The organism is Marinobacter sp. NFXS9 (genome assembly GCF_040148665.1).
Taxonomy (GTDB): domain Bacteria; phylum Pseudomonadota; class Gammaproteobacteria; order Pseudomonadales; family Oleiphilaceae; genus Marinobacter_A; species Marinobacter_A mangrovi.
This window is the reverse complement of the sequence record NZ_JAGDDW010000007.1, coordinates 36773-61402: the sequence shown is the minus strand read 5'-3', so window position 1 is coordinate 61402 and position 24630 is coordinate 36773. Positions and strand designations below refer to the sequence as shown.

The 24630-nt window shown below is 63.4% G+C and carries 19 protein-coding genes; 11 read left to right on the top strand and 8 right to left on the bottom strand.

Annotation, left to right across the window (positions count from 1 at the left end; genetic code table 11):
- Positions 1-6 precede the first annotated feature (6 nt).
- From J3364_RS12345 to pilG, 7 genes are all read right to left on the bottom strand, one after another.
- Positions 7-1056: a chemotaxis protein CheB gene (locus J3364_RS12345; RefSeq protein ID WP_349558639.1), complete on the bottom strand. Its 1050-nt coding sequence runs from the start codon at positions 1054-1056 to the stop codon at positions 7-9.
- The gene (locus J3364_RS12340) at positions 1056-9170 is read right to left on the bottom strand and encodes an Hpt domain-containing protein (protein WP_349558638.1); all 8115 of its coding nucleotides are present in this window, start codon (positions 9168-9170) and stop codon (positions 1056-1058) included. The genes J3364_RS12345 and J3364_RS12340 overlap by 1 nt, the downstream gene beginning before the upstream one ends.
- Positions 9171-9181: 11 nt before the next feature.
- On the bottom strand, positions 9182-10075 hold the full coding sequence (locus tag J3364_RS12335; RefSeq protein WP_349558637.1) for a CheR family methyltransferase: 894 nt from the start codon (positions 10073-10075) through the stop codon (positions 9182-9184).
- A gap of 48 nt (positions 10076-10123) precedes the next feature.
- Entirely contained in the window at positions 10124-12196 is a 2073-nt protein-coding gene (locus tag J3364_RS12330) for a methyl-accepting chemotaxis protein (RefSeq protein WP_349558636.1), read from the bottom strand.
- A gap of 77 nt (positions 12197-12273) precedes the next feature.
- Positions 12274-12819 (bottom strand): chemotaxis protein CheW, encoded by a 546-nt coding sequence (locus J3364_RS12325; protein ID WP_349558635.1) that lies wholly within the window; start codon positions 12817-12819, stop codon positions 12274-12276.
- A 19-nt stretch (positions 12820-12838) separates the two neighbouring features.
- The gene (gene pilH / locus J3364_RS12320) at positions 12839-13201 is read right to left on the bottom strand and encodes a twitching motility response regulator PilH (protein ID WP_123633782.1); all 363 of its coding nucleotides are present in this window, start codon (positions 13199-13201) and stop codon (positions 12839-12841) included.
- A 33-nt stretch (positions 13202-13234) separates the two neighbouring features.
- Complete coding sequence (pilG, locus tag J3364_RS12315) at positions 13235-13627, bottom strand: twitching motility response regulator PilG (protein WP_123633781.1); 393 nt, start codon at positions 13625-13627, stop codon at positions 13235-13237.
- Between the two features lie 461 nt (positions 13628-14088).
- Here pilG and gshB point away from each other — a divergent pair, with 461 nt between their 5' ends.
- The 9 genes from gshB (at position 14089) to J3364_RS12270 (ending at position 21656) form a co-directional block, all read left to right on the top strand.
- Complete coding sequence (gene gshB, locus J3364_RS12310) at positions 14089-15033, top strand: glutathione synthase (RefSeq protein ID WP_349558634.1); 945 nt, start codon at positions 14089-14091, stop codon at positions 15031-15033.
- 148 nt (positions 15034-15181) lie between these two features.
- Complete coding sequence (locus tag J3364_RS12305) at positions 15182-16048, top strand: energy transducer TonB (RefSeq protein WP_349558633.1); 867 nt, start codon at positions 15182-15184, stop codon at positions 16046-16048.
- A 74-nt stretch (positions 16049-16122) separates the two neighbouring features.
- On the top strand, positions 16123-16680 hold the full coding sequence (locus J3364_RS12300; RefSeq protein ID WP_349558632.1) for a YqgE/AlgH family protein: 558 nt from the start codon (positions 16123-16125) through the stop codon (positions 16678-16680).
- Positions 16673-17101 (top strand): Holliday junction resolvase RuvX, encoded by a 429-nt coding sequence (gene ruvX, locus J3364_RS12295; RefSeq protein WP_349558630.1) that lies wholly within the window; start codon positions 16673-16675, stop codon positions 17099-17101. Before J3364_RS12300 ends, ruvX begins: the two co-directional genes overlap by 8 nt.
- 93 nt (positions 17102-17194) lie before the next feature.
- Positions 17195-17722 carry a bifunctional pyr operon transcriptional regulator/uracil phosphoribosyltransferase PyrR gene (gene pyrR, locus J3364_RS12290; RefSeq protein WP_123633776.1) on the top strand — a complete coding sequence of 176 codons (528 nt, stop codon included), beginning with the start codon at positions 17195-17197 and terminating at the stop codon, positions 17720-17722.
- A 4-nt stretch (positions 17723-17726) separates the two neighbouring features.
- On the top strand, positions 17727-18734 hold the full coding sequence (locus J3364_RS12285) for an aspartate carbamoyltransferase catalytic subunit (protein ID WP_349558629.1): 1008 nt from the start codon (positions 17727-17729) through the stop codon (positions 18732-18734).
- Positions 18731-20023 carry a dihydroorotase gene (locus J3364_RS12280; protein WP_349558628.1) on the top strand — a complete coding sequence of 431 codons (1293 nt, stop codon included), beginning with the start codon at positions 18731-18733 and terminating at the stop codon, positions 20021-20023. Before J3364_RS12285 ends, J3364_RS12280 begins: the two co-directional genes overlap by 4 nt.
- Positions 20024-20137: 114 nt before the next feature.
- A complete protein-coding gene (locus J3364_RS12275) occupies positions 20138-20425 on the top strand; it encodes a hypothetical protein (protein ID WP_349558626.1) in 288 nt (95 codons plus the stop codon).
- Positions 20426-20687: 262 nt separating this feature from the next.
- Positions 20688-21656: a putative solute-binding protein gene (locus J3364_RS12270; protein WP_349558799.1), complete on the top strand. Its 969-nt coding sequence runs from the start codon at positions 20688-20690 to the stop codon at positions 21654-21656.
- A 44-nt stretch (positions 21657-21700) separates the two neighbouring features.
- On the opposite strand, the gene J3364_RS12265 is transcribed toward J3364_RS12270, so the two are convergent.
- Positions 21701-21976 carry an HU family DNA-binding protein gene (locus J3364_RS12265; RefSeq protein ID WP_123633771.1) on the bottom strand — a complete coding sequence of 92 codons (276 nt, stop codon included), beginning with the start codon at positions 21974-21976 and terminating at the stop codon, positions 21701-21703.
- A gap of 389 nt (positions 21977-22365) precedes the next feature.
- Here J3364_RS12265 and J3364_RS12260 point away from each other — a divergent pair, with 389 nt between their 5' ends.
- Complete coding sequence (locus J3364_RS12260) at positions 22366-23436, top strand: hypothetical protein (protein ID WP_349558625.1); 1071 nt, start codon at positions 22366-22368, stop codon at positions 23434-23436.
- A gap of 158 nt (positions 23437-23594) precedes the next feature.
- Positions 23595-24614, top strand: coding sequence for a putative solute-binding protein (locus J3364_RS12255; RefSeq protein WP_349558624.1), 1020 nt, complete (start codon positions 23595-23597; stop codon positions 24612-24614).
- Positions 24615-24630: the final 16 nt, after the last annotated feature.

The window sequence follows — 24630 nt, the reverse complement described above, 5'->3', positions numbered from 1 at the left end:
TCGTCCTCAGGCGGAATCGCGATCCTGCTTGCGCTTGAGCAAACAGGCTTCTTCAAGGGTTTGCGTCAGTTTTCGGGCCAGTTGCGCCGGATCGCCGACGAAACTGGTGCAGCCCGTGGCCCGGATCGAGTCCGGCATCGAGCTGTTGCCGCAGCTTTCACTGTTCTGGACCCATATGCGGCTACCGTAGGCATGCAGCAGTGGGGCCGCAATGGCGCCATCGTTGCCCATGCCGGAAAACAGGATAGCATGGCAGCGGTCGCGGTAATGGTCGGCCACATTGAGCAGCACCTGGTCAATGGACGGTCCATAGGGACCGGGCCACGGCGTCGCCTTTTCCTGCAGACGGCCGCTGTCGTCCAGGTACCACTCGTTTTCCACCGGCAGCAGCACCACGTCGCCGTTGCGTACCCGATAGCCGGTTTCGGCCCGGCGCAGGCTGTAGTCCGCGTGGCGCCCAAGCACCCGGGTCAGCACCTCGGTAAAATGACCGTCGATGTGCTGGGCATAGACAAAGCCGACCGGCAGCCCCGGCGGCAAGTTGTCGAGGAACGTTTTCACCGCGGCCGGACCGCCCAGTGATGCTCCCAGAATCCAGATCTCCTCGGCCGGCTCATCCGTCTTGCCGGCGGGAATCCAGGCTGGCCGCTCCCGTCGGGTTATCGGCTCTTCCGGATGATCCAGCGCCTCTAATGTCGTGGCGCTGTCCAGCTGTTCCAGCTCGCCCAGCTGCTGTTCCAGTTTATCCAGCAGGCGCCGTTCCCAGCGAAAGGCCTCGGTCGTGCCAGGTGCCGGAGCCTCGTCCACACCGAACAGGATCGGCGCCTCGGTATTCTCCAGCAGGAAATCGAACAGCGTGGGATGATCGGCTTCGTCTTCAAGCGTCACCAGCCAGAGTTCAACGTCCGGGATCGCCGGCTGCGCCAGCAGGCGATCCGGGTCCCCGGTAAAGCGGCTGTCCAGGCCGAATTTTCCGACGGCATCCTGCAGTCGGCGCCGCTGGAGCGGGCTATCGGAAACGATAGCCACGCCCGGCGGCAGTACCTCGCGGGTCATCACTGATTCCCGGTCAGGCGCTCAATGGTGTCAAGCAGCTGGGTTTCCTGGAACGGCTTGCCCAGATACTCATTCACGCCCAACGCCAGGGCCCGCTCCCGGTGCTTCTGTCCGGTTCGCGAGGTGATCATGCAAATGGGCGTGTCGCGCAGGCTGTCGTCGTGGCGCACGAAGCTGGCCACTTCGAAACCGTCCATCCGCGGCATCTCGATATCCAGCAGGATGATGTCCGGGCGGTGATCCTGCAGTTGAGCCACAGCGTCCAGACCGTCCTTCGCGGTGATGACCTCCATGCCATTACGCTCCAGCAGGCGCGAGGTCACCTTGCGCACGGTGACCGAGTCGTCAACCACCATGACCAGGGTTTCGCGGTCCTCGCGGCGGGCCTGGGCCTGGGCCGCTTCCAGATCCGCCAGGCGCTGGCGCTCGGACAGCATGTCGGAGCGGATCATCGCCGGCAGGTCGAGGATCACGACCACGTTACCGTCACCCAGAATGGTGGCACCGGAGACGCCCCGCACGGACGAGAACTGCGGCCCGAGCGATTTGACCACGATTTCCCGGCTGCCCATCAGGCTGTCCACCTGCAGCGCCATGGGCTGTTCGGCCCCGCGCACCAGGATGACCGGCAGCGGCAGGGCCTGACCCTGCAGCTTGGGATGGTGTTCGCTGTGCAGCAGGCTGCCGAGGTACTGCAGGCGGTATTCCTGACCGGCGTATTCGTACAGCGGCGCCTCCGGCTTGTAATACTCTTCCAGCTCGTAGGTGCTGACCCGCACGATCCCCTCGATGGTGTTGAGCGGGATGGCGTAGAAGTCCTCACCGGTGGAGACCATCAGGGCACGGTTGACCGAGACCGTGAACGGCAGGCGCACGGTGAAGGTGGTGCCCTGACCCAGCATCGAGTCGATGTCCAGGCTGCCGCCGAGCTGTTTGATTTCGCTGGCCACCACGTCCATGCCCACGCCACGGCCGGAGATCTGCGTGACCTGCGCAGCGGTGGAGAAACCGGGCTGCAGGATGAACTGCAGAATCTCGCGGTCGGACAGATCCTCGTCTTTGCGCAGCAAGCCCTGTTTGATGGCTTTCTCACGGACGGCGGACGTGCGGATGCCGGCGCCATCGTCCATCATCCGCAGCACCACTTCACCGCCTTCGCGGGTCAGCGAGAGGATAATCTCGCCGGTTTCCGGCTTGCCGGCCTTGCGGCGGTCCTCGGGTGTTTCGATGCCGTGGTCGAGGGCGTTACGCAGCATGTGCTCCAGTGGCGCCACCATCCGTTCGAGGATGTTGCGGTCCATTTCGCCTTCGGCGTTGCGGACGTCAAACTCCACCTTCTTGCCCAGCTCGCCGCTGATCTGGCGAACGATCCGGCGCAGGCGCGGCACCATGGACGCGAACGGGTTCATCCGCGTCTTCATCAGGCCTTCCTGCAGCTCGGTGTTGATCCGGGACTGCTGGACCAGCAGGGTTTCGGTGTCGCGGGTCCGGTCGGACATGGTCTCGCGCAGGTCCGCCAAATCCGAGGCGGATTCACTCAGGGCCCGGGACAGCTGCTGGATGGAGGAGTAACGGTCCATCTCCAGCGGATCGAAGTCCTCGCCGTAGTCCGGTCCGTGCTCTTTTTCGGCGCGGAACAGGATCTGGGCTTCGGTCTCGATGTCCATCCGGCGCAGCTGTTCGCGCAGACGTTCGATGGTTGCGGCCATCTCGTCCAGCGTGTGGCCGAAGTCACTGGACTGCTGCTCCAGGCGGCTACGGGTGATACTGGTTTCACCGGCCAGGTTGACCAGTTCGTCCAGCAGCGGCGCGTTGACGCGGATGGTTTCCTGCGCGGCACGGGCCGGGTCCGCCTTGCGGTTCCGGGCTTTTTTGGCCGGCGGCTTGGGTTGCGGCTTGGCCTGTGACTCCGGTTTGGCGTCCGGTGCGGCTTCGGCGGATGGCTCCGCCGCAGGCGTGGCCTCATCCGGGGTGTCTGCCTTGGTCTCCGGGCTGCTGGGCAGGGTGACCGGGCCGGCGCCGGCGTCTTCGTAGCGTTTACGGATCTCACCCACCATGTCGGTGAGGGTGTCGTGATCCCGGGTAATGGCGTTCCAGGTGGCGCTGTCGGGTTCGTTGCCGCCCAAGTCAATCAGGCGGGTTTCGAAGGCGTGGGCCTGATCGCCCAGTTCAACCAGTTGCGCCAGGCGTGCACCGCCCTTGAGGGTATGCAGGGCCCGTTGCAGCTCGCGGTTGAAGTGGTCGCTGGACGGCTCTTTGCGCCAGTCTTCCAGCAGGTTTTCGATCTGGTCGAGCAGTTCGCCCGCTTCTTCCAGGAAGATTTCCAGGACTTCCGGATCGACGCTTTCAGGCTGGGCCTGTTCGCTCTCGGCGGTCGCCGGAGCGTCGTCGTCTACCGGCGTGACGCCCTGTGCCAGCGCTTCGATCAGCTCGGCGTCGGCCACCGGCGCACGGCCTTCCTCGATATCGCGCAGCATCTGCGCCAATTGGGCCGAGGCTTTCTCACTGAGGGCCAGCGCGGCGGCGCCGTCGGCGGCATCGGCCAGGGTCGATTCCAGGCGTTCGTACCAGGTTTCCGCCAGGTCCGCGATGGGATCGACGTCGGCCAGTCGGGCACCGCCCTTGAGGGTGTGCAGTTCCTGCAGCAGCGACGTCATGCTGCCCAGGGCCTCCGGCTCTTCGCGCCATTGCGCCAGGCATTCCTTGATGGCGTCGTGGATCTCCACGCCTTCGTCCAGGAAGATGCCGATCAGGTCGTCGTCCCGATCCAGCGGCTCGCTGTCGGCTGCGGCCGGTTCTGCAGGCGTCTCATCCATCTCCACCGGCGGCACGTCAACCGGCGCGCTGTCTTCAGCCGGCGTTTCCGTGTCGGCCCGGCCGGACAGGATGGCTTCGACGCGCTCGATCAGTGCGGTGGCCGGCTCGCAGGGTTTCTGCGCGGCCACTTGCTCCACCATCTGCGCCAGCCGGTCGTGGCAGGCAAACAGCAGGTCGGTCATCTCGGACGTGGCGTCCAGGCGGCCTTCAGCCACGCGCTCGAACAGGTCCTCCAGCACGTGGGTCAGATCGCCAATGGCGTCGACACCGGCCATGCGGGCACCGCCCTTGAGGGTATGCACGTCGCGTTGCAGTTCGCCGGCCAGCCTGGTGTTGCTGGGATCTTCGGTCCAGCTGTGCAGGGTGCTGGCGGTGGAGTTGACCAAGTCGTAGGCCTCTTCCAGGAAGATGCTGACCAGCTCCTGGTCGAGATCCTCGCCATCCGCGGTGTCGTCGTCCGCAGCGGCCTGATCCATGGCTTCCACCAGGAGGGCGTCGTCGAATACGCTCTCGTCGGCTTCGGCTTCGGCTTCGGCTTCGGCTTCGGCTTCGGCTTCGGCTTCGGGCGCCGCCGGTTCTTCGTCCGGTGTCTCGGTGACGTCTTCCACCGCCGGTGAATCGGTCAGAGCGGCTTTCAGGGCATCCAGGACGTCCGGCGCTTCCGGACACTGTCCAGCTTCGGCGATGGCGTCCACCATCGTTGCCAGTTGATCGTGGGCGCGCAGGGCGACATCGGTACGCTCCGGCGTGGCTTTCAGGCGGCCTTCGACGATGCGCTCGAACAGCGTTTCCATTTCATGGGCAATATCGGCCACTGGCGCGATGTCCGCCATGCGGGCGCCGCCCTTGAGGGTGTGCAGTTCGCGCTGGAGTTCTTTGACCAACTCCGGCTGGTCGGGGTTGCCCTGCCACTGGTGCAGCTGCTCGGCGGTGGTATCAATGATGTCGCCGGCTTCCTCAAGGAAGATTTCCGCCAGTTCCGGATCCAGGTTCTGCAGCGCGCCAGTGCGTTCCACCGGCTCGGCGTCGTCCGTCTCGGTCGCATCCGGTGCGTCGGACTCGTCCTCTTCGGCAACATCCAGTTGCGGCAGCTCAAGCTCGATCTCGTCCTCGGATTCGGCGTCGAATGAGGTCGCATCGCTGGCGCCGGCATGCTGACTGATGTAGGCCTGGATCTCCTGGATCAGGTCCGGCGCCGGGCGCGGCTGGTCACCGGTACTGATCGCGTCCACCATGGCCGCGAGCCGGTCGTGGCTGCGCAGCAGGAGGTCTTCGAGGTCCTCGCGGGTGCTGAGCCGGTTGTCGGTCAAGCCTTCAAACAGGGTTTCCAGCTCGTGGGACAGGTCGCCGATGGCACTGATGTCGGCCAGGCGCGCGCCGCCCTTGAGGGTGTGCAGGTCGCGCTGCAGGTGGCGCAGCAATTCGGTGTCGGACGGCTGCTCGGTCCATTGTTGCAGGCGTTCGCCGGTGCCTTCGATCAGGTCGCGGGCTTCCTCCAGGAAGATCTCGACCAGCTCGGAGTCGAGACCGTCGTCGGTTTCCGGTGTTTCGACCTCGGCGGCGCCGGGTTCGTCGGCTTCGACGTCCAGGGTCGGCAGCTCCAGGTCTTCCTCGAAGCTGTTGTCGATGTCCTCCAGATCCTGGGCGAAGCTGGAGTCGGCCTGTTCGCGGAATTGGTCGAGCTGGGCCTGCAGTTTGCCAAGCAGGTCGTCGTCTGGCTTGGTCGCCAGACCGGCGGCCACCTGGTCCATCATGTTGATGAGGGCTTCATGGCCGGCGCGGGCAACGCTGAAGAACTCGCTGTCCGGCTGGGCCTTGGCGTCGAACACGGCGGCATAGGTCCGCTCGAGCCGGTCCGCCAGTTCAGACACATCGGCCAGGCCGGCCACATCGGCGCCGCGGGCCAGCTGGCGCAGTTCCAGCACCAGCTTGTCGAGCTGTTCGTTCTCGCCGGGTGCCGCGGCCCAGGCGTCCAGGATGGAGTCAGCGTCCAGCAGGATATCCAGGCCTTCGTTCAGGAACAGCTGAATGAGCTGCGGGTCCGGGCGGTGCTCGGCTTCCGCATTTTCGGTGCTGACCGGATTGGACGACAGGGTGCGGGTGGCGAGCATATCCAGGCGTTCGAGGAACGCCTCCGTGCCTGACAGCGGTTGCTGCGGCGCAGAGCGGATCTGCCCCAGGCCACGCTCGATGAAGTCGCAGGCGTCGGCCAGCAGGGCCATCACGTCGCGATCGGCGCGATGGTTCTCGGCGCGGGCCGTTTTCACGAATTTTTCCAGCGGCGAGATGATGGTCGCCAGCGGCTCGATGCCGGCGGTGTGGGCCGAGCCTTTCAGGGTATGCAGGGCGCGGGACAGGCCATCGGTGTAGGCGGTGGTTTCGCGGCCTTCGGCCTCCGCCAGGAATTGTTTGAGCGCCTGCAGATGGGTTTCGGTTTCGCTCTCGAAGATGTCCAGCAGGACCGGGTCCACCAGTTGTTCGTCGCCGGCGTCATCGTCTTCCGCCCGTTCGTGCGGGTCTCCAGCGGTGGTCTCGACCGCTGATGCATCCGGCTCGAATCCGGCACTGTCGCTGTCTTCCGGCATGCGGCTGGATTCCAGGATCTCGCCGTTGGCCAGCGCGGTCGCCCGGGCTTCCAGCGGTGAGGTGTCCAGCGACGCCGGGCGGCGGGCCTCAAAATCGCTGACCAGGGCCGGAATCACGCCAACCACGTCGTCCAGCAGGCGGGCGATGTCGTCGTTCATGAACACGCTGCCGTCGATCACCCGGTTGAGCATGTTCTCAACCGCCCAGGCGAGCTCGCCGACGGCGCTTGCGCCCACCATACGGCCGCTGCCCTTGAGGGTATGGAACGCCCGGCGGACTTCGGCCAGTGCGGTCCGATCGTCAAACTGGCGCAGCAGCATGGGCAGGTATTCGCGGATAGTCTCCAGCACCTCGCCCGCTTCCTCGATGAAGATCTCGAGGATTTCGTCATCGATGAGGTCGTCGTCGGTTCCGTCGTCCTGCGACGGCGCGGCGGATTCGGCGGTGTCGTCGGTCGTCGCTTCAGGCGCGCTCTCGGCGATCGGTTCGGCGGCGTCGGCTGCCGTTTCAGCGGTGGTTTCGCCGTCCGGGCCGGTCTTGCGGGTGGTGGCCAGAGCGTCGGCCTGGGCAATCAGGTCGCTGACGTCGCCATCGGCGCTGCCGTCACGGAACTCGGCGATCAGGCCCGGGATGCGATCAATGACGGTATCCACCAGGGCAAACAGTTCTTCAGTAGGACGCACGCTCTGGTCGATCACGCGGTTGAGCAGGTTCTCCACCGCCCAGGCCAGTTCGCCAATGCTGGTGGCGCCCACCAGTCGACCGCTGCCCTTGAGGGTATGGAACGCGCGACGGACTTCGGTGAGCGCTTCGCGATCGTCGTGATCCTGACGCAGACGCGGGTAGAAATCGCGAATGGTGGCCAGGACTTCCTCGGCTTCCTCAATGAAGATTTCGAGGATTTCGTCGTCCACCAGGTCGGCATCGGAGGTTTTCGGGATGTCTGGTCCGGAGGCGGCCGGCGCCGGTTCTGGCTCGGCGGATGTGACAGCTGGCTCATTGTTCCAGGTGGGTTCTTCGCCTACCGGGAAGCCCAGGCTGCGCAGGCTGTCTTCGGCGATCTTGAGGACGCTTTCGTTGTCCTCAATGCCTTCCGCCAGACGCTCCAGATAATATTCGATACTGGTCACCATGTCCGCCAGGGTGTCCAGTTGCTGCCAGTCCGGGACGCGCTGTCCGTCCAGCAGGACATCGGTAACGTAGCGCTCGGCGGACGCGAGCATGTCGCCGACACGCTCCAGCGGGATCAATTGCAGGCCGCCGCGGATGCTGTGCAGCAGGCCCGGGACATGCTCGATTTCACGCCGGTCCCACTGGGCGGCAATGAAATTGACGATGGCGGTCTTGACCTGTTCCAGGGAATTGCGGGACTCGCGCAGCAGCGCCCGGTTCGCATCGTTCAGTTCCTGGGTGCCGTACTGGACGGCGTCGCCGGTGTCTTCGGAATGGGTCTGACGTTCTTTTTCGAGTCCGGCCAGGGTGGCTTCGACGTAGAGCAGGGCGCCGGCGATGTCCATCAGGATGCCGTCGTCGGCCGGCTCGTCATCGTGGCTGAGGCGCTGGACGATTTCGATCTGCTCGGTGACCACACGGCGCGGGATGCCCAGACCCAGGACCGCCAGGGTATTGGCCACCTGTTGCAGACCCGGCAGCAATTCTTCCAGTTCGCTGTTCTGGCGGAACTCGGCACGCACAAACAGATCGAGCTGGTCTTTCAGGCGGGCCAGTTCCTCGTTGAGGGCGCTGACCACGGATTGGATGGCCTCGCGACCCGGTCCGGAAACCCGCTGGCGGGCATCGTCGACGGATTCGTCGGAGGGCAGGGCGTCCGCCAGCTTATAGCGGCTGCGCAGGTCGTTGACCCGGGGCATGCCCAGGTCGTCGGCACGGGCGACGTAGTACAGCAGGTGCTTGAAAAGCGCCTCGGGCACCGGTTGCTGCAGGATGTCGCCGTGTTCGTCCAGCAGGCGCTTGAGTTCGGCATCCAGCTGGCGCAGCAGGGATTTGGCGGCAGAGTTGATCGGGTTGTGCCGGCTCTTGAGCGTGTCCAGGAAACCACCGGCAGCCTGCCAGAGTTCACCGCGGGGCGTGCCTTGGCACAGTTTGATGACCCGCTGGATCACCTTGTCCATATAGTCGAAGTGGGAGTCTAGTTCGGCTTCGCGGATGATGCCGACCAGCGCAAACTGGAACATCTGACGCAGCTTGCGCACGTGGCCCAGGACCTTCGGATCCTGCAGGCGCTGGGTGGCGGCCGGGTTGGCCTTGAAATCCGCCGCCGACAGGTCCGGCTTGAACAGCGAGGTATCGGAAAGCAGGGCTTCGCCACGGGCAGCGCGCAGGTCATTGAGCAGCGGCAGCAGCGCCAGCGGGAAATCATCGCGGTTGCTGTCCAGGTGCTCCAGGTACTGCGGTAGCTGCAGGATCGCCTGCATCAGGACTTCGATGGCTTCATCGACGTTGCTGGTAGCGTCGTTGAGGACGGCCTGGGCGAGCTTTTCCATCTCTTCGGTGAGCAGGGCCGCACCATAGAGTTCGACCATCTGCAGGGTGCCGTGCACCTGATGGAGATAGTTCAGGCAAAAACGCAGGCGTGCCGTGTCGTCACGATTGTCGACATAGGCTTCCAATGCCTGCTGACCCTGTTTCAGGGTGTCCTGAATTTCGCCCCTAACCCAATCCAGGGCGATGCTGTCATGGTGATTGCCCATAACCACTCCGGTTATTCTTCGTCTGTCTGGCGTTTGATCCACGCCAGCACGCTATCCGATGGCACCCGCTGCAGGGAGGGATGCTGCCAATCCGTCAGTTCGCCCTGACCCAGCACCAGGAGTCCGCCCGGTGCCAGTCGTTCGGTCAGTCGCCTGACGATTTCCCTGCGCCGCCAGCGGCGGAAGTAGATCAGCAGGTTCTGGCAGAAAATAATATTCATGCCATGCATCGGTGCCTGATTCAGGTCCAGCACGTTCAGTCGGGTAAAACAGACCCGCTGTTTGATCGCCGGGTCGATTGCCCATTCATTGCCGGCAGCCGGATGGAAGTAACGGTCCCGCACCGCAGGCTCTGTTGTGGATAGCCTGCGACCCCCGAATACCCCTCTCTGTGCCTTTTCCAGGGCCGGCTTGCTGATGTCCGATCCGGTCACCCCGAACAGGGGGGCCAGTTCCAGCTGCTGCATGCACTGATCCAGCAGCATCGCCAGGGTGTACGGTTCTTCGCCGGTGGAACAGCCCACGCTCCAGGCTTCCAGGGGGCGTTTCTTGAGGCTGTCCCGTGGCCGGGTCATGACATAGTCCGAGACCAGTCGAAAGGCGTCCGGATCACGAAAGAAGCGGGTTTCCTGAACGGTGAGTCGGTCCACCAGGGTGGCCCACTCGACGATCGCGCCGGGGCCGGAAACCACTTTCTCGTAATAGGCCTGATAGGTCTCGCAACCGATTTCGCGCATCCGGATGCCCAGATTGGTCTGCAGGAACGATTGTCGATCCGGCGTCAGGGTCATTCCGGTCCGCTCTTCCAGTAGCGTCTGCCACTGCTGGAACTGGGCCCCGTCCATCTGGGGAAGGGGCCGCAGCGTCCAGATACCGGCGGATCTGTCGTCGCGCGTTTCGGCCATGATCATGATTCAGCCGTGCTTTCCGGCGTCGTCACTTGCACCCCGCTATCAGCTCACCACGGGAACGTCGCTGTCTTCCTCTTCTTCTTCCGGCAGATCTTCCTCCGGCAGCGTGAAGCCGGCAACGGAGGAGCGCAGCTCACCGGCCATTTCGGCCAGGTTACCGATCGACTTCGCGGTCGCGTTGGTACCGGAGGAGGTCTGCGAGGTGATCTCCTGGATAACGTTCATCGTGTTGGAGATGTGAGCCGCGGACGACGCCTGCTGACGGGCCGCGTTGGAGATGTTCTGGATGAGTTCCGCGAGGTTCATCGAGACGTTCTCGATTTCCTCGAGGGCCACACCCGCGTCCTGGGCCAGACGGGCACCACGGACCACCTCGGCGGTGGTGTGTTCCATGGAGATAACCGCCTCGTTGGTGTCAGACTGGATCGTCTTAACCAGGGCTTCGATCTGCTTGGTCGCCGCAGAGGAACGTTCCGCGAGGCGCTGAACCTCGTCCGCAACCACCGCGAAGCCTCGACCGGCGTCACCGGCCATGGAGGCCTGGATCGCGGCGTTCAGGGACAGAATGTTGGTCTGGTCGGCGATGTCGTTGATCAGGGAGACGATGTCACCGATTTCCTGGGAGGATTCACCCAGACGCTTGATCCGTTTGGACGTTTCCTGGATCTGCTCACGGATGTTGTCCATGCCGCGGATGGTGTTCTGTACCACTTCCGCGCCTTTCTTCGCGATCGCAACCGACCGCTCCGCAACCGCGGAAGATTCGGCGGCGTTCGAGGAGACCTGGTCGATGGACACGGCCATTTCGTTTACGGCCGCAGAGGCACCGGCAATTTCCTGGGCCTGGTGCTCGGAAGCATCGGCCAGGTGCATCGCTGTCGCCTGGGTTTCCTGGGCGGCTGAGGAGACTCGAACCGCGGTACCCCGGATGGACTGTACCAGCCCGCGCATCTGGTCGATCGCGTAGTTGATGGAGTCGGCGATGGCCCCGGTGAAGTCCTCGGTGACCGTGGCCTCGGTGGTCAGGTCACCATCGGCCAGGTCGGCCAGTTCGTCCAGCAGTCGCAGGATCGCGTTCTGGTTCTGTTCGTTCTGGTCCTGGGTCGACGCCAGTCGCGCCTGGGAGGTCCGGTAGATGGTCAGACCGATGACGACGATAACGGCAGCCAGGGCGGCCAGCAGGATGTACGCCAGCATCGGGCTGATCAGGCGGGAGTCGGCCTGGTCACGGAATTGATCCGCCAGTGTGGACGTTTCGTTCAGCAGGGCCTGGGAGCTCTGGTAGATCTCGTTGGACGCGCGGCGGACGGTAAACAGGTCCGGGGAGGCGTCCAGGATGGCGTCAACGTTCTGGGAGACGAACTCGAACAGTTCGGAAACCGCGTCCAGACCGTAGCGGGCGTCTTCGTCCTGGACCTTGGAGATGCCCATGGCGGCGTTGCCGTTGGTCTGGCCGTCGAGGACGCGACCGAACAGCTTGGCGTCGCGACCGAAACGGTCGGCGGCGATCACCGCGTCTTCGTCACCGGACAATACGTTGTTGACCGAGCGCACGATCCGTTCCGCCAGCAGGGACTGACGCTGGGCCAGGGCAACCTGTTCCGCCGGCGCGTCGTTATCCAGCAGGATCTGTACGATGTCGTCGTACTCCACCTGCAGCTGCGGGATGTTCTCGTTCAGAGTCTGGGCCACCTTGTGCAGGCCGAGCACCGCCTCGCGGGTGGAGATAATGGTGTCGGCGCGTTCGCGAACGGCGTTCCAGTCGGCCTGTACGCCGCTCTTGGTGGCCAGCTCACTCGCCGGAAGACCGGTCTCCGGATTGCCTTCGGTGAGGAATCCCCAGAGTTTGGCGAACTGGTCACGGGAGCGCTGCAGCTGGTCGAACGCTTCCGGCGTACCGCCGGCCGCTTCCGAGGCGTTTTTCGCGATCTCCTGTGACAGGACCCGCAGCTCACTGGCGTGGGCGATGTATTCCTGATCGTGGCGGCTGTCGCGGTTGATGATGAACAGCACAGCAACGAGCAGGACGGTCAGTACGATCAATGCACCGATCAGGCCGCCAACCAGCTTGTTGGCGCCCTGACCCGCATTGAATCTTCCGGCTCTTTTCTTCATTTTCTGGCTCCCGGCCTTATGTCGGCAAGTTGGTCCTTCGGGTCTGGGGATTCAGTGAGCAGGCCCTGCCGTCCTGTTCACCACTGAGAAACATCCAGGAAACGCTCATCGTCCATCAGTGCGAAGGTCGAGAACACATTCCAGGTTTCTTCGTTGCGTCGATAGCCTCCGTGAACGAAAGGCTGAACGATGTCTGGGACTTGCGCCGGATCTTCGGTGAAGCTTTCCAGCGCGAAATACTGCATGCCTGAGACGCTGTCCACGACCAGGCCACTGAACACGTCGCCCTGTTCGATGACCAGCACGCGACGCTCCCGGTGACTGCGGGAACTGCGACCCAGCTCAAAGAAGTGGGCGAGGTCAATCAGGGGCAGCAGCCGGCCACGGACGTTCGCCGCGCCGAGCATAAATGGACGAACCCCCGGTATATGGGTGTACCGGGGGACGTGAAGAATTTCGACCACTTCGCCCATCGGGGCGACGTAGCGTTGTCCGGCCAGCGTGAAGCCGATGCCATTCCACAGCTCAATGGCTTCCTGCTGGGCCGGCAGGCCCGAAGCGAGGGCCTTGCTACGCCGGGCGATATCCGTCAGTACGGCAAAAGGGGCAGCCTGGGCGGACATGCTTACTCCATACTGGCGGTCAGGCGATCAGACTGGCAATCGTCTTGATCAGCTCATCTTCGTTGACGGGTTTGACCAGATAGCCCTTGGCGCCCTGACGGGTGCCCCAGACGCGGTCGGTTTCCTGATCCTTGGTGGTGACGATCACCACGGGAATGGAAGCCGTGTCCGGTGAGCGGGTCAGCTGACGGGTAGCCTGGAAACCGTTGAGCCCGGGCATGACGACGTCCATCAGGACCAGGTCGGGCTGTTCGGCGCGGGCCTTGGCGACGCCATCGGCACCGTTGTCCGCGGAGAGCACTTCATGCTGGTGCTTTTCCAGGATGCTGGAGATTTTCTTAACCTCGGTCGGAGAGTCGTCGACAATCAGGATGCGGGCCATGAGTTCCTCGATAAATGCGTTGTATCAATCGGTTTACTGTTCCGCCGTGGGAACGTACTGACGAATGGTGTTCAGCAGTTCGTCCTTGCTGAAAGGCTTGGTCAGGTACTGGTCGGAACCGACTATACGTCCCTTGGCCTTGTCGAAAAGGCCGTCCTTGCTGGAGAGCATGATGACGGGAGTCTTCTTGAACGCGGAGTTGTTCTTGATCAGGGCGCAGGTCTGGTAGCCGTCCAGGCGTGGCATCATGATATCGACGAACACGATGTCAGGTTGGGTGTCGGCAATCTTGGCCAGGGCATCGAATCCATCCGTTGCGGTGATGACTTCACAGCCAACCTTTTTGAGAAGGGTTTCGGCGGTGCGACGAATCGTCTTGCTATCGTCAATCACCATAATCTTCAGGTTTTCGAAGTTGTCATCCATTATCCAACAGCCTTGCGCTCTACAGGATCGTTGTTGTTCAGCTCCGATTCGAATCACTCTGGCTGTTCCAGCCGGTCACGCAGTCGATTCGGTAGCTGGCCTTGCTTCCAGCCCGGCTTCGTTGGCGCCGTCAGACCGGTTTCCGAGACCAGTGGGAGATTTGACGGGCCTTTTTAACACACATTCAAGGGGCGTTCTATAAAGCCTGACTATTTATAGATTATAGGTCGCTTGAGAAAAAGCATAAGTTTGTGACCAAATGTACTCTTGCGCTTACAAGAGCGCTTGCGGGGCCGGCTTTTGCGTAGTGATTCGGCAGTTTTGGGTAATGCATACTGAACGACGGTGCACTACCATCGGTCCGGCCCGGAAATATCCGCTGTGCCTGCCAGCATAGCACCTGAGCGTCGGGCTGCTCTGCTGACCCGTTCCTGTTTCCAGAAAGAGGTTGAAGTCGCGCTATGACCGTCAGACTCGGTATCGTCATGGATCCCATCGAAGACATCCACTACAAGAAGGACACGTCGCTGGCGATGCTGTGGGCCGCCCAGCAGCGGGGCTGGGAGCTGATCTACATGGAGCAGCACGACCTCTTCCTGGACGGTGGCGAAGCCCGCGCCCGGGTGCGCGAACTGACGGTGCGCATGGACCCGGACGACTGGTACAGCTTCGGCGATGAGTTCGAAATGGCCCTGGGCGAACTGGATGTGATCCTGATGCGCAAGGATCCGCCGGTGGACCGGGAATTCATGATGGCCACCTATATTCTCGATGCCGCCGCCGACCAGGGCGCGTTGGTGGTCAATCCGCCGAACGCGCTGCGCGACTGCAATGAAAAGCTGTTTGCCACCCGCTTTATCGACTGTACGCCGCCGCTGGTGGTGACCCGCTCCGCCGAGCGCCTGCGGGAATTCTATGCCCGCCACGGCGACGTGATCATGAAGCCGGTGGACGGCATGGGCGGCAAGTCCATCTTCCGGGTGAAGGAAGGTGACGCCAACCTGGGGGTCATCATCGAAACGCTGACCAACGACGGCAATCACCAGATTATGGCGCAGAAGTTCCTGCCGGCGATCAAGGACGGCGATAAGCGCATCCTGATGATCGATGGCGAGCCGATTCCCTATGCACTGGCACGCATTCCGTCCCAGGGCGAGAACCGGGGAAACCTGGCGGCCGGTGGTCGCGGCGAAGGCCGCCCGCTGACCGATCGGGACCGGGAAATCTGCGAGCGCATCGCGCCGACGCTGAAAGAGAAGGGGCTGATTTTTGTCGGTATCGACGTCATCGGCGACTACCTCACCGAGATCAACGTGACCAGCCCCACCTGCGTGCGCGAACTGGACCGGGAATTCGGCATCGACATTTCGTCGCAATTGCTGGACGCCATCGAAGCCCGGTTGTGATGTCGGCGTACCGTGACATCCTGTGACGATTTGTTGGCAGGATGGACAAGTGCCGGCGAAGACAGCAAACTTGGGGCCTTATCTGAGGGTGCGCTTCGCCGCACCGTCGCGTCTCATGCAGTGGTCAGTGGTTGATTAAGTGGCGAGCATGGCTGTCCAGGTCAGTGATTTCGATCGGTTTTCGTTTACCTTTTTTATGGCACTGGCGCTTCATGCCGTCATCGTGCTGGGGATTTCGTTTGCCCCGGACGACCCGGCACCGGCCGCCGAGACGCTGGAAATCACCCTGGCCCAGCACGATGACCAGAAGGCGCCCGAAGAGGCCGACTTCCTGGCGCAGACCAACCAGAAAGGCAGCGGCACCGAACAGGAAAAGCAGGAGCTGACCACCACGCACCAGGCCCCGGTGCAGAATACCCAGGTCAAACCTGTCCAGCCCCAGCCGGTGCAGCAATCTCAGCCGGAACCCAAGCCCCAGCCGGAAAAGCAGGTCGTCACCACGACGGCCAAGTCGCGTCCGGCGCAGCAGGAAAAAGAGAAAGAGAAGCCGGTTGAGAAGGCGCCGGTGAAGAAGAAAAAGAGCCTGATGGACCGCAGTCTGGAGATTGCCAGCCTGGAAGCCCGGCTCGACCAGCAGCAACGCGCCTACGCCAAGAAACCGCGGATCAAGCGGGTGACGGCGGCCTCCACGCTCAAATCCGATAACGCCTGGTACGTGCAGAACTGGGTCAGCAAGGTGACCCGCGTCGGCAACCTCAACTATCCGCCGGAAGCCCGCCGCTCGGGCATCTACGGCTCCCTGCGCATGGTCGTGGTGCTGGAGAAGGACGGCAGCGTCAAGGACGTGCAGATCCTCAACTCCTCCGGCAACAAGGTGCTGGACGATGCGGCGATCCGCATTGTGCGTCTGTCCGCGCCTTTCGCCCCGTTCTCGGATAAAATGCGTGACCAGTTCGACCAGCTGGAAATTATCCGCACCTGGTCGTTCCAGCGCCGGGGCCTGTCCTCCGGCTGATCTCCCGGCGTTGCCATCGGCCTGTCACATTTCCAGGCTTGCACCGGCGCGCCTCCGCACGAATACTAGATCCTATGACGATTGCTGACGATTCACTCCGTAACCGCCTGCTGGTGGCTTCGCCCTATCTTGAGGACCCGGGTTTTCACGGGACCGTGATCTTCATGTGTGAGCACAACAGCGACGGGGCCATGGGGCTGGTGATCAACCGGCCGCTGGATATTTCCGTGGGTGAAGTGCTGGAACAGCTCGACCTGGACGGCGAGGAGGTCAACCAGCCCGTCTACGCTGGCGGCCCGGTGCAGCCGGAGCGGGGCTTCGTCCTGCATCGCCCGTTCGGGGAGTGGCAGAGTTCCATGGCCATTACCGATCAGCTCACCATGACCACATCCCGCGATATCCTCGAAGCCATTGGCTGCGGTGAGGGGCCGTCGGAGTTCCTGATGGCGCTGGGCTATTCCGGCTGGTCGCCCGGCCAGTTGGAAGAAGAGCTCAATACCAGCAGCTGGCTGGTGTGTCCGGCCCATCACGACCTGCTGTTCCGGGTAGAGAGCGAGCAGCGCTACGCCGAAGTCATCCGCGCCATGGGCATCGACCTTAACCAGCTGACCGATACGGTGGGCCATGCCTGAGGTCGGTCAGCGCCGGGTGATGGGGTTTGATTTCGGCACCCGTCGCATCGGCATCGCCGTGGGTCAGGAAATGCTGGGCACCGCCAAGCCGGTGGCCATGCTCAAGGCCCGGGACGGACAACCCAATTGGGATGAGATTGCCAAGGTGGTCGAGGAATGGCAGCCCAACCTGTTTGTGGTCGGCCTGCCGCTGAACATGGACGGCACCGAAAGCGAGATGTGCCTGCGTGCCCGCAAGTTCGGCAAGCGCCTACACGGCCGTTTCCATCATCCGGTGGACATGGTGGACGAGCGCCTCAGCAGCTTTGAAGCCAAGGGCGAGGTCATGGCCCGCGGCGGCTCCCGCGATTTCGGCACCCACGGTGTCGACGACCTGGCGGCGGTCATCATCCTGGAGACCTGGTTTTCCAGCCACGGCTGACAGCCGGACTCCTGCCTTGCGGACACTGCCTGCCCGCTGCTTCCCCCGGTCGGCCATGATAGACTAGCGCCGCTGTTCGCACGGGGGACTACAATGACGGCATTGCTGAACGTGGACGCGTTGCTCGACGATCTCGAGCAGGGCCTGCGCCGCCTCCTCAAGGAGCGTGGCATCGAGCGGCCGGTACTGATCGGCATCCGAACCGGGGGTGTCTGGCTCGCCGATATCCTGCACAAGCGCCTGGGCCTGGACGAGCCTTTCGGTGAACTGGATATCTCCTTCTACCGGGACGATTTTTCCCGGATCGGACTCAATCCCAAAGTCCGGCCCTCCCATCTGCCTTTCGAGACCGAAGACCGCCACATCATCCTGGTGGACGACGTCATCATGAGCGGGCGCACCATCCGCGCTGCCATGAACGAGATCTTCGACTACGGCCGCCCGGCCGGCATCATCTTGGCGACGCTGATTGACCTGGGCGCCCGGGAACTGCCGATCCAGCCGGACGTGGTGGGGCAGACCCTGACACTGAAAGCCAATGAACGGGTCAAGCTCAAGGGCCCGGATCCACTGAGCGTGGAACTGCGCCAGGCCGATGCAACGCCGGCAAAAGGAGCCTGATTCGATGACGACAACGGACGCCTCAGCGCGCGCGCTGCAGCTCAACGAGCAGGGCCAGTTGCGCCATTTCCTGACCATCGACGGCCTCGACCGGGAGCTGCTCACCCGCATCCTGGACACCGCCGACTCCTTCATCGAAGTGGGCGAACGCCGTATCAAGAAAGTCCCGCTGCTGAGGGGCTGCACGGTGGTGAACCTGTTCTTCGAATCCAGCACCCGCACCCGCAGCACCTTTGAACTGGCGGCCAAGCGCCTGTCGGCGGACGTGCTGAACCTGGACATCAGCACCTCGGCCACTTCAAAGGGTGAATCCCTGTCCGACACCCTGCTCAACCTGGAAGCGATGGCCAGCGACATGTTCGTGGTGCGCCATTCCCGCAGCGGGGCGCCGCACTTCATCGCCCAATCGGTGACCCCGGGGGTGGCCATTATCAACGCCGGCGACGGCCGTCACGCGCACCCGACCCAGGCGATGCTGGACATGCTCACCATTCGCCAGCACAAGGGCGGTTTCGAAGGACTCAAAGTGGCGATTGTCGGCGATATCTTGCACTCGCGGGTGGCCCGCTCCCAGATCCAGGCGCTGAACGTCCTGGGGGCTGAAGAGGTGCGCCTGATTGCCCCCAGCACGCTGCTGCCGACGGACGTGGAGAGCCTGGGCTGCACCGTGGCCTACGACATGCGCTCGGGCCTGGCGGATATCGACGTGATCATCATGCTGCGCCTGCAGCGCGAACGCATGGAAGGCGCCTTGCTGCCCAGTGAGCGGGAGTTCTACAAAGTGTACGGCCTGAACACCGAAAAGCTGGCCTACGCCAAGCCGGATGCCATCGTCATGCACCCCGGCCCGATCAACCGGGGCGTGGAAATCGAATCCGCCGTGGCCGACGGGCCGCGCTCGGTGATCCTCAACCAGGTCACCAACGGCATCGCCATCCGCATGGCGGTGATGTCCATGGCGATGGGCGGGCAGCGGGCCCAGCGTGGACAGGACGCGGAGGGACAGGCATGAACAGCACACCGGCACTGCGCATAGAAAACGGCCGCGTGATTGACCCTCATACCGGTCGGGACGAACAGCAGTCGCTACTGATCCGAGATGGGCTCATAGCCGCCACCGGCAGCGAGGCGGATGCCGCCGCAGCGGATTCGGTTCTGGACGCTGCGGGCGGCTTGCTGACTCCCGGCTTTATCGACCTCTATTGCAACCTGCGCGAGCCCGGCAACGGCCAGAAGGGTTCGATTGCCAGCGAGACCCGGGCGGCGGCGCGTGGCGGCTTCACGACGGTCTGTGCAGCGCCGGATTCCTCGCCGGTCAACGATTCCAGCGCGATCACCCACCTGATCCGCGATGTCGCCGAGCGCGACGCGCCGATTCGGGTGCTGCCGTTGGGCGCCGCGACCAAGGGGCTATCCGGCGAGCTGCTGAGTGACATGGTGGGCCTGAACGGCGCCGGCTGCGTGGCATTGAGCAACGGTTCGGAAACACTGGTCAACGCCCGGGTGTTGCGTCGTTGCATGGCGTACGCCCGCACCTTCGGCATCACCCTGATGCTGCACCCGCAGAATCACGCCCTGGCGGCGGATGGTTTTGCCCACGATGGGCTGGTGACGGCGCGCCTGGGTCTGCTGGGCATTCCCGAGGTGGCGGAGACCGCCGCAGTGATGGAAATGATCCTGCTGGCCGAGGAAACCGGCGTGCGCCTGCACCTGAGCCAGCTGTCCTGCGCCCGCAGTGTGGATATGGTGGCTCAGGCCCGCAGCCGTGGCGTCGCGGTCACGGCGGATGTGGCCATGCATCATCTGCTGTTCACCGAACAGGCGCTGGCCGATTTCGACAGCCGCTACCATCTGCAACCGCCGTTGCGCTCCGAGGAAGATCGCCAGGGGCTGATCGAAGGCGTGCGCAGCGGCGCCGTCAGCGCCATCGTCAGTCAGCATCAGCCCCACGATCCGGCGGCCAAGAACGCGCCGCTGGGGGATACCGAGGCCGGACTGTCCAGCATCGAAAGCGTCCTTTCCATGGGCCTGACGCTGGTGGAGCGGGGTGAGCTGGAGCTGCCGGCCCTGATCCGCGCCCTGACCACCGGCCCGGCCCAGGCACTGGGACTGACGCCGCCGTCGCTGTCGGTGGGGCAGGTGGCCGATCTCTGCTGGATCGATCCACAGGCACGCTGGACCGCGTCTGCGGATTCGCTGATGTCCGTTGGCAAACACGCCCCGCTGCTGGGGACATCGTTGCCGGGCGTGGTGAACCAGGTCTGGGTCGACGGCGACGTGGCGTACACCCGTCAGGATTGAACCCTTGCAGGCTGCCGTTCCGTCCGGGCCTGCTACACTTAATGGGCCTCTGACTGGCTTATGGGCCGGCTCACCGGAGCCGGCGGTTCCTGACCCAAACTGGCGGAGATCACCATGGGATTCCTGTCTTTCCTGCTGTTGCTGGCGATTGTCTGGCTGCTCTGGACCATTTCCCGCAACTCCACTGATTCCCTCGACAAGCAGACGGCGCTGCAGCATCAGTTGGTGGCGCTGGAGAAGCGGGTGGATACGCTGCTGGAGCAGCTGGCCGAACAACAGAAGAAAACAACCAGCAAGAGTTCGCCCAACCGGCGCTCCACGGCTCGTAAAAGCGGAACTGGTTCAAAGACCGGCACAAAAGCCGGTGGCACCGACGCCAGCGCTTCCAAGAGCGCCGAATAGCCCGATGGCGCAGCAGGCCGGCCCGTCCGGGTTGCTGTGATCTGTCGCCGATGGCTGGTGGCAACAATGCCCCACCGGCCCGGGCGCTCCTGCCAACGCAACCCTTCCGGGGCCTTCCTATTCTGATGCCACCGGTGTCCCTCCTGGTCAACCCATGAACCAGGTCGGGCACAAGGCATGACAAGAATAAGCAGGAGTGCGCCCCATGTTCAGTCCATCCCGGCTGCGCCACCTGACCGGTGGCCTGGCCTTGTCTATCAGTATGCTGCTGACCGCAACCGCTCAGGCGGACGAGCAGGCGGTCATCAAACGCAGTTTCTGTGTGTTCGATCCCGTCGGGGCCAACGGCCCGTTGTTCGCCATCACCAAGACGTTTCGTCCGGTCGCCCTGCGAGAAGGGGTGGAGCTGGACCTGCGCGCCTACACCGACGAAAAGGTGGCGGCTGAGGATTTCAAAGCCGGCCAGTGCGATGCGGTCCTGCTGACCGGCACCCGGGCCCGGGAATTCAACAAGTTCACCGGCAGCCTCGAAGCCATGGGCGCCATTCCCGGTGAGAAGGAAATGCGGCTGCTGTTCAACACCCTGAGCCAGCCCAAGGCCAAGCCGTTCCTCACCAACGAGCGTTACGAAGTAGCCGGTATCTTCCCGGGTGGGGCGGTCTACCTCTTCACCCGCGACCGCAACATCGACACGGTGGAAGAGCTGCAGGGCAAGAAGATCGCCACGCTCGACTACGACACGGCGTCTCTGACCATGGTCCGCCACGTGGGCGCGTCAGTGGTGGGTGCCAATTCCGCCAACTTCGCCGGCAAGTTCAACAATGGCAGCGTGGACATCGCCTACGCGCCGGCGGTGGCTTACACACCACTGGAACTCTACAAGGGCGTCGAGCCCAACGGTGGCGTCTTCAAGTACGCCGTGGCTTACATGAACTTCCAGGTGATCCTGCACCGCGACCGTTTCCCCGAGGATGCGGGGCAGATGGTGCGTGATGAAGCGTCGAGGCGCATCAACGAGGCCTACCAGATCATTGCTCAGGCGGAAGCCGAGATTCCTGAAGACGAGTGGATGTACCCACCGAAAGAGGACGTGCAGGAATATGACCAGATGCTGCGGGAGGTGCGCCTGTCGCTGCTCGATGAGGGCGTCTATGACCCGCGTGCAATCAAGCTGATGAAAGCGATTCGCTGTCGCGTGGATGCCTCCAGGGCAGAGTGCGCATCCAGTTAAGGGAGAAACCGGGCCGGCTACAGGTCGCAGCCGGCCGCTGGCGCTTACTTGCCGACGGCGTCTTTCAGCGCTTTGCCGGCCTTGAAGCCCACCGTCTTGCTGGCGGCGATCTTCATGGTGGCGCCGGTCTGCGGATTGCGACCGGTCCGGGCCTCGCGCTTGCGGACACTGAAGGTGCCAAAGCCAATCAGTGAAATGTCGTCGCCTTTGGCGGCGGCGGCTGACACCTGATCGGTAAAGGCGGTGATGACCTCGGCGGCTTTTTCCTTGGTCAGACCGGTCTGCTCGGCAATGGCACTGGCAAGTTCGGGTTTGCGCATGAAATTCTCCTTCGATGGTGAACAGGTGACGCGCCCTGTGGAGGCGTCACCGACTGCTGCCGGGCATCGGCCCGGCGATAGTTAGCCTACCTGAGGCTTCATACAGGTATAGCGTTTCGGCGGAGGCTGTCAATCCCGAAGCAGGGCGGAGCCGCCGCCGTCATTGCGGCTTTGAGGCGTCCGTCTCACAAAATCGTTGTGGACTTGAGGATAATTCCGGTCTGTAACAAATCGTTACAGGTGGTGCCATGTCAGGGCGCCTTTAGACGGTGCTGCACAAAAAGCGTGAATGCGTCGGACAGCAGCAACCTCGTAGCGGTTCCGCAACTTTCTAATAAAAACAGGGGAGTAAGCAGATGCTCCCGCGAACCCAAAAGGTGACAGGCTGTATGACAACACGTGCTGATGCTTCTCGTTCATTCTGGCGTCCGGCTCTGGTACGCCGCGCCCGTGCCGTCGCGTTGTCGGCGCTGGCCGCCGCTTCGCTGAGTGGCTGTGGCGTCGTGAACCACATGATCTATTCCACCACCGGCGACGTGATGCAGGGTTTCTCCAAGGAACACACCATGCCCTACCTGCTGGAGACCCGCGATCTGGAGATGGCCTGCGCCATGAGCGAGTCGGTGCAGCCGCTGTTGATGTCGTTCGGGCGGGTTACCGACAACCCGGACCAGTTGGCGGTGATGATGAGCCTGCAGGCCGGTGGCTGTGCCGAGGACCGGGCGCGTGAGGCCGAGCTTGAAAGCATGGGCGCCCTGCGGGCTCGTCAGCCGGAGCAGGCCGAGGACGCCATTATCCTGCAGAAACGCTATTACGCCCTGGCCGCCCAGCGTTATTTCAAGGGATGGCGACATTTCGAAGCGTTTTACGGCGATCCGGAAACCGAAGAGTGTCCCGACTTCGACGAGGACATGGACGAATTCATCTACCTGGCCGGCCTGCTGTCGGGTTTGCAGGCGCTGAACGCGGAAATCCAGTCCACCGCGCCGGTCGGTGTGCCCAAAAATATCGGCTCGATCGTGGCTCGCGCCTCCGGCTGCCTGGACAACGAAAAATGGTGGGGCGCGCCCATGGCGCTGCGGGCCACCGTCTGGGCGATGATCCCGGGTGCCCAGCCGGATGGCGAGGACGCCTTCGAACGGCTGCAGGCCTCCGATGCCATCGGCGAGGCCGAGGGTGTTCGCATCAGCCACGTGTTCCACGCCATCGCCGCCTGGAACAAGGGGGATATGGACCGGGTGAAGGATGTCATCCGCCGCCATGCCGACGCCATCGAGAAACGCCCGGCCGATCCGGAATGGGCTCTGGTCGACGAACTGGCCACCCACAACATCCTGGCGATTTCCGACCGGTTGTGGATGGAGAACACCGGTCACCGCACGCCCATGGGCGGGCTCGGCACCTTCTGGGATGACGAGGCCCCGGTGGGTGAGGTGATCGATCTGGATTCCCTGCTGTAGGCCGACCGGGCTGTTGGGGAATCCGTCTGCGGGCGTTAGCGCCGCACTGGCGGCGGTGCTGTAAGGCCCGCCGGCATCACGTTGAGCGGTCGTGATGCAGGGACACCGCTGTAGCCCGTCTACAGCGCATAACGATAACAATGACGGAGACACTCAACATGCAACTCGCAAAGCGGGCCCTGGCGGCCCTTGGCCTGGCCCTCTGGCTGGGCGCCGGCCTGGCTCACGCCGCCAATGCGGAGGTGATCAAGCGATCCTTTTGCGTTTTTGATCCCGTGGGTTCCAACGGCCCCCTGTTCAACGTGATGAAGTCGGTTCGCCCGACGGCGCTGGGCTGGGGCGTGGACCTGGATCTGCGCGCCTACACCGATGAGAAAATCGCCTCGGAAGACTTCAAGGCCGGACAGTGTGATTCGGTGCTGCTCACCGGCACCCGGGCGCGGGAATACAACCACTTCACCGGCAGCATCGAAGCGCTGGGTGCGCTGACCAGCGAAGCCCAGATGCGCATTTTGCTGCAGACCCTGGCCCAGCCGTCCGCCGCCAGCCTGTTGCAGAAGGACAACTACGAGGTCGTGGGTATCCTGCCGGCGGGCTCCATCTACCTGTTCATCCGGGACCGCAACGTCGACACCGTGGAAGAGCTGCAGGGCAAGAAGATCGCCACGCTGGATTACGACAACGCCGCGGTCACCATGGTGCGTCACGTGGGCGCGTCGGTGGTGGGCGCCAACTCCGCCAACTTTGCCGGCAAGTTCAATAACGGCAGCGTCGACCTGGCCTACGCGCCGGCGGTGGCCTACCAGCCGCTGGAACTCTACAAGGGCGTCAATCCGAAAGGTGGCATTTACCAGTACCGCCTGGCGCAGATGACGTTCCAGATGATTGACCACCGCGACCGCTTTCCCGACAACTACGGCGATCGCATGCGCGCTTACGCCCTGTCTCGTGTGGACGAGGCCTACGGGCTGATCCAGCAAGCAGAGAAGGACATCCCGGCCTCCACCTGGATGCATCCGACCCAGCAGCAGGTGGCGGACTACGACCGCATGCTGGGCGAGGTCCGCGTCAGCCTGCGCGATGCCGGCACCTACGACGCCCGGGCGCTCAAGCTGATGCGGGCGATCCGCTGCAAGGACGACGCAACGCGGGCGGAATGCGCCATCGCTGCCGAATAGGGCGAACAAACACCGT

What these genes read in the sequence shown, in the direction of transcription:
- J3364_RS12345 (WP_349558639.1), bottom strand. Translation starts at nt 1,056, where the DNA reads ATGACCCGCGAGGTACTGCCGCCGGGCGTGGCTATCGTTTCCGATAGC.
- J3364_RS12340 (WP_349558638.1), bottom strand. Translation starts at nt 9,170, where the DNA reads ATGGGCAATCACCATGACAGCATCGCCCTGGATTGGGTTAGGGGCGAA.
- J3364_RS12335 (WP_349558637.1), bottom strand. Translation starts at nt 10,075, where the DNA reads ATGGCCGAAACGCGCGACGACAGATCCGCCGGTATCTGGACGCTGCGG.
- J3364_RS12330 (WP_349558636.1), bottom strand. Translation starts at nt 12,196, where the DNA reads ATGAAGAAAAGAGCCGGAAGATTCAATGCGGGTCAGGGCGCCAACAAG.
- J3364_RS12325 (WP_349558635.1), bottom strand. Translation starts at nt 12,819, where the DNA reads ATGTCCGCCCAGGCTGCCCCTTTTGCCGTACTGACGGATATCGCCCGG.
- pilH (WP_123633782.1), bottom strand. Translation starts at nt 13,201, where the DNA reads ATGGCCCGCATCCTGATTGTCGACGACTCTCCGACCGAGGTTAAGAAA.
- pilG (WP_123633781.1), bottom strand. Translation starts at nt 13,627, where the DNA reads ATGGATGACAACTTCGAAAACCTGAAGATTATGGTGATTGACGATAGC.
- gshB (WP_349558634.1), top strand. Translation starts at nt 14,089, where the DNA reads ATGACCGTCAGACTCGGTATCGTCATGGATCCCATCGAAGACATCCAC.
- J3364_RS12305 (WP_349558633.1), top strand. Translation starts at nt 15,182, where the DNA reads ATGGCTGTCCAGGTCAGTGATTTCGATCGGTTTTCGTTTACCTTTTTT.
- J3364_RS12300 (WP_349558632.1), top strand. Translation starts at nt 16,123, where the DNA reads ATGACGATTGCTGACGATTCACTCCGTAACCGCCTGCTGGTGGCTTCG.
- ruvX (WP_349558630.1), top strand. Translation starts at nt 16,673, where the DNA reads ATGCCTGAGGTCGGTCAGCGCCGGGTGATGGGGTTTGATTTCGGCACC.
- pyrR (WP_123633776.1), top strand. Translation starts at nt 17,195, where the DNA reads ATGACGGCATTGCTGAACGTGGACGCGTTGCTCGACGATCTCGAGCAG.
- J3364_RS12285 (WP_349558629.1), top strand. Translation starts at nt 17,727, where the DNA reads ATGACGACAACGGACGCCTCAGCGCGCGCGCTGCAGCTCAACGAGCAG.
- J3364_RS12280 (WP_349558628.1), top strand. Translation starts at nt 18,731, where the DNA reads ATGAACAGCACACCGGCACTGCGCATAGAAAACGGCCGCGTGATTGAC.
- J3364_RS12275 (WP_349558626.1), top strand. Translation starts at nt 20,138, where the DNA reads ATGGGATTCCTGTCTTTCCTGCTGTTGCTGGCGATTGTCTGGCTGCTC.
- J3364_RS12270 (WP_349558799.1), top strand. Translation starts at nt 20,688, where the DNA reads ATGCTGCTGACCGCAACCGCTCAGGCGGACGAGCAGGCGGTCATCAAA.
- J3364_RS12265 (WP_123633771.1), bottom strand. Translation starts at nt 21,976, where the DNA reads ATGCGCAAACCCGAACTTGCCAGTGCCATTGCCGAGCAGACCGGTCTG.
- J3364_RS12260 (WP_349558625.1), top strand. Translation starts at nt 22,366, where the DNA reads ATGACAACACGTGCTGATGCTTCTCGTTCATTCTGGCGTCCGGCTCTG.
- J3364_RS12255 (WP_349558624.1), top strand. Translation starts at nt 23,595, where the DNA reads ATGCAACTCGCAAAGCGGGCCCTGGCGGCCCTTGGCCTGGCCCTCTGG.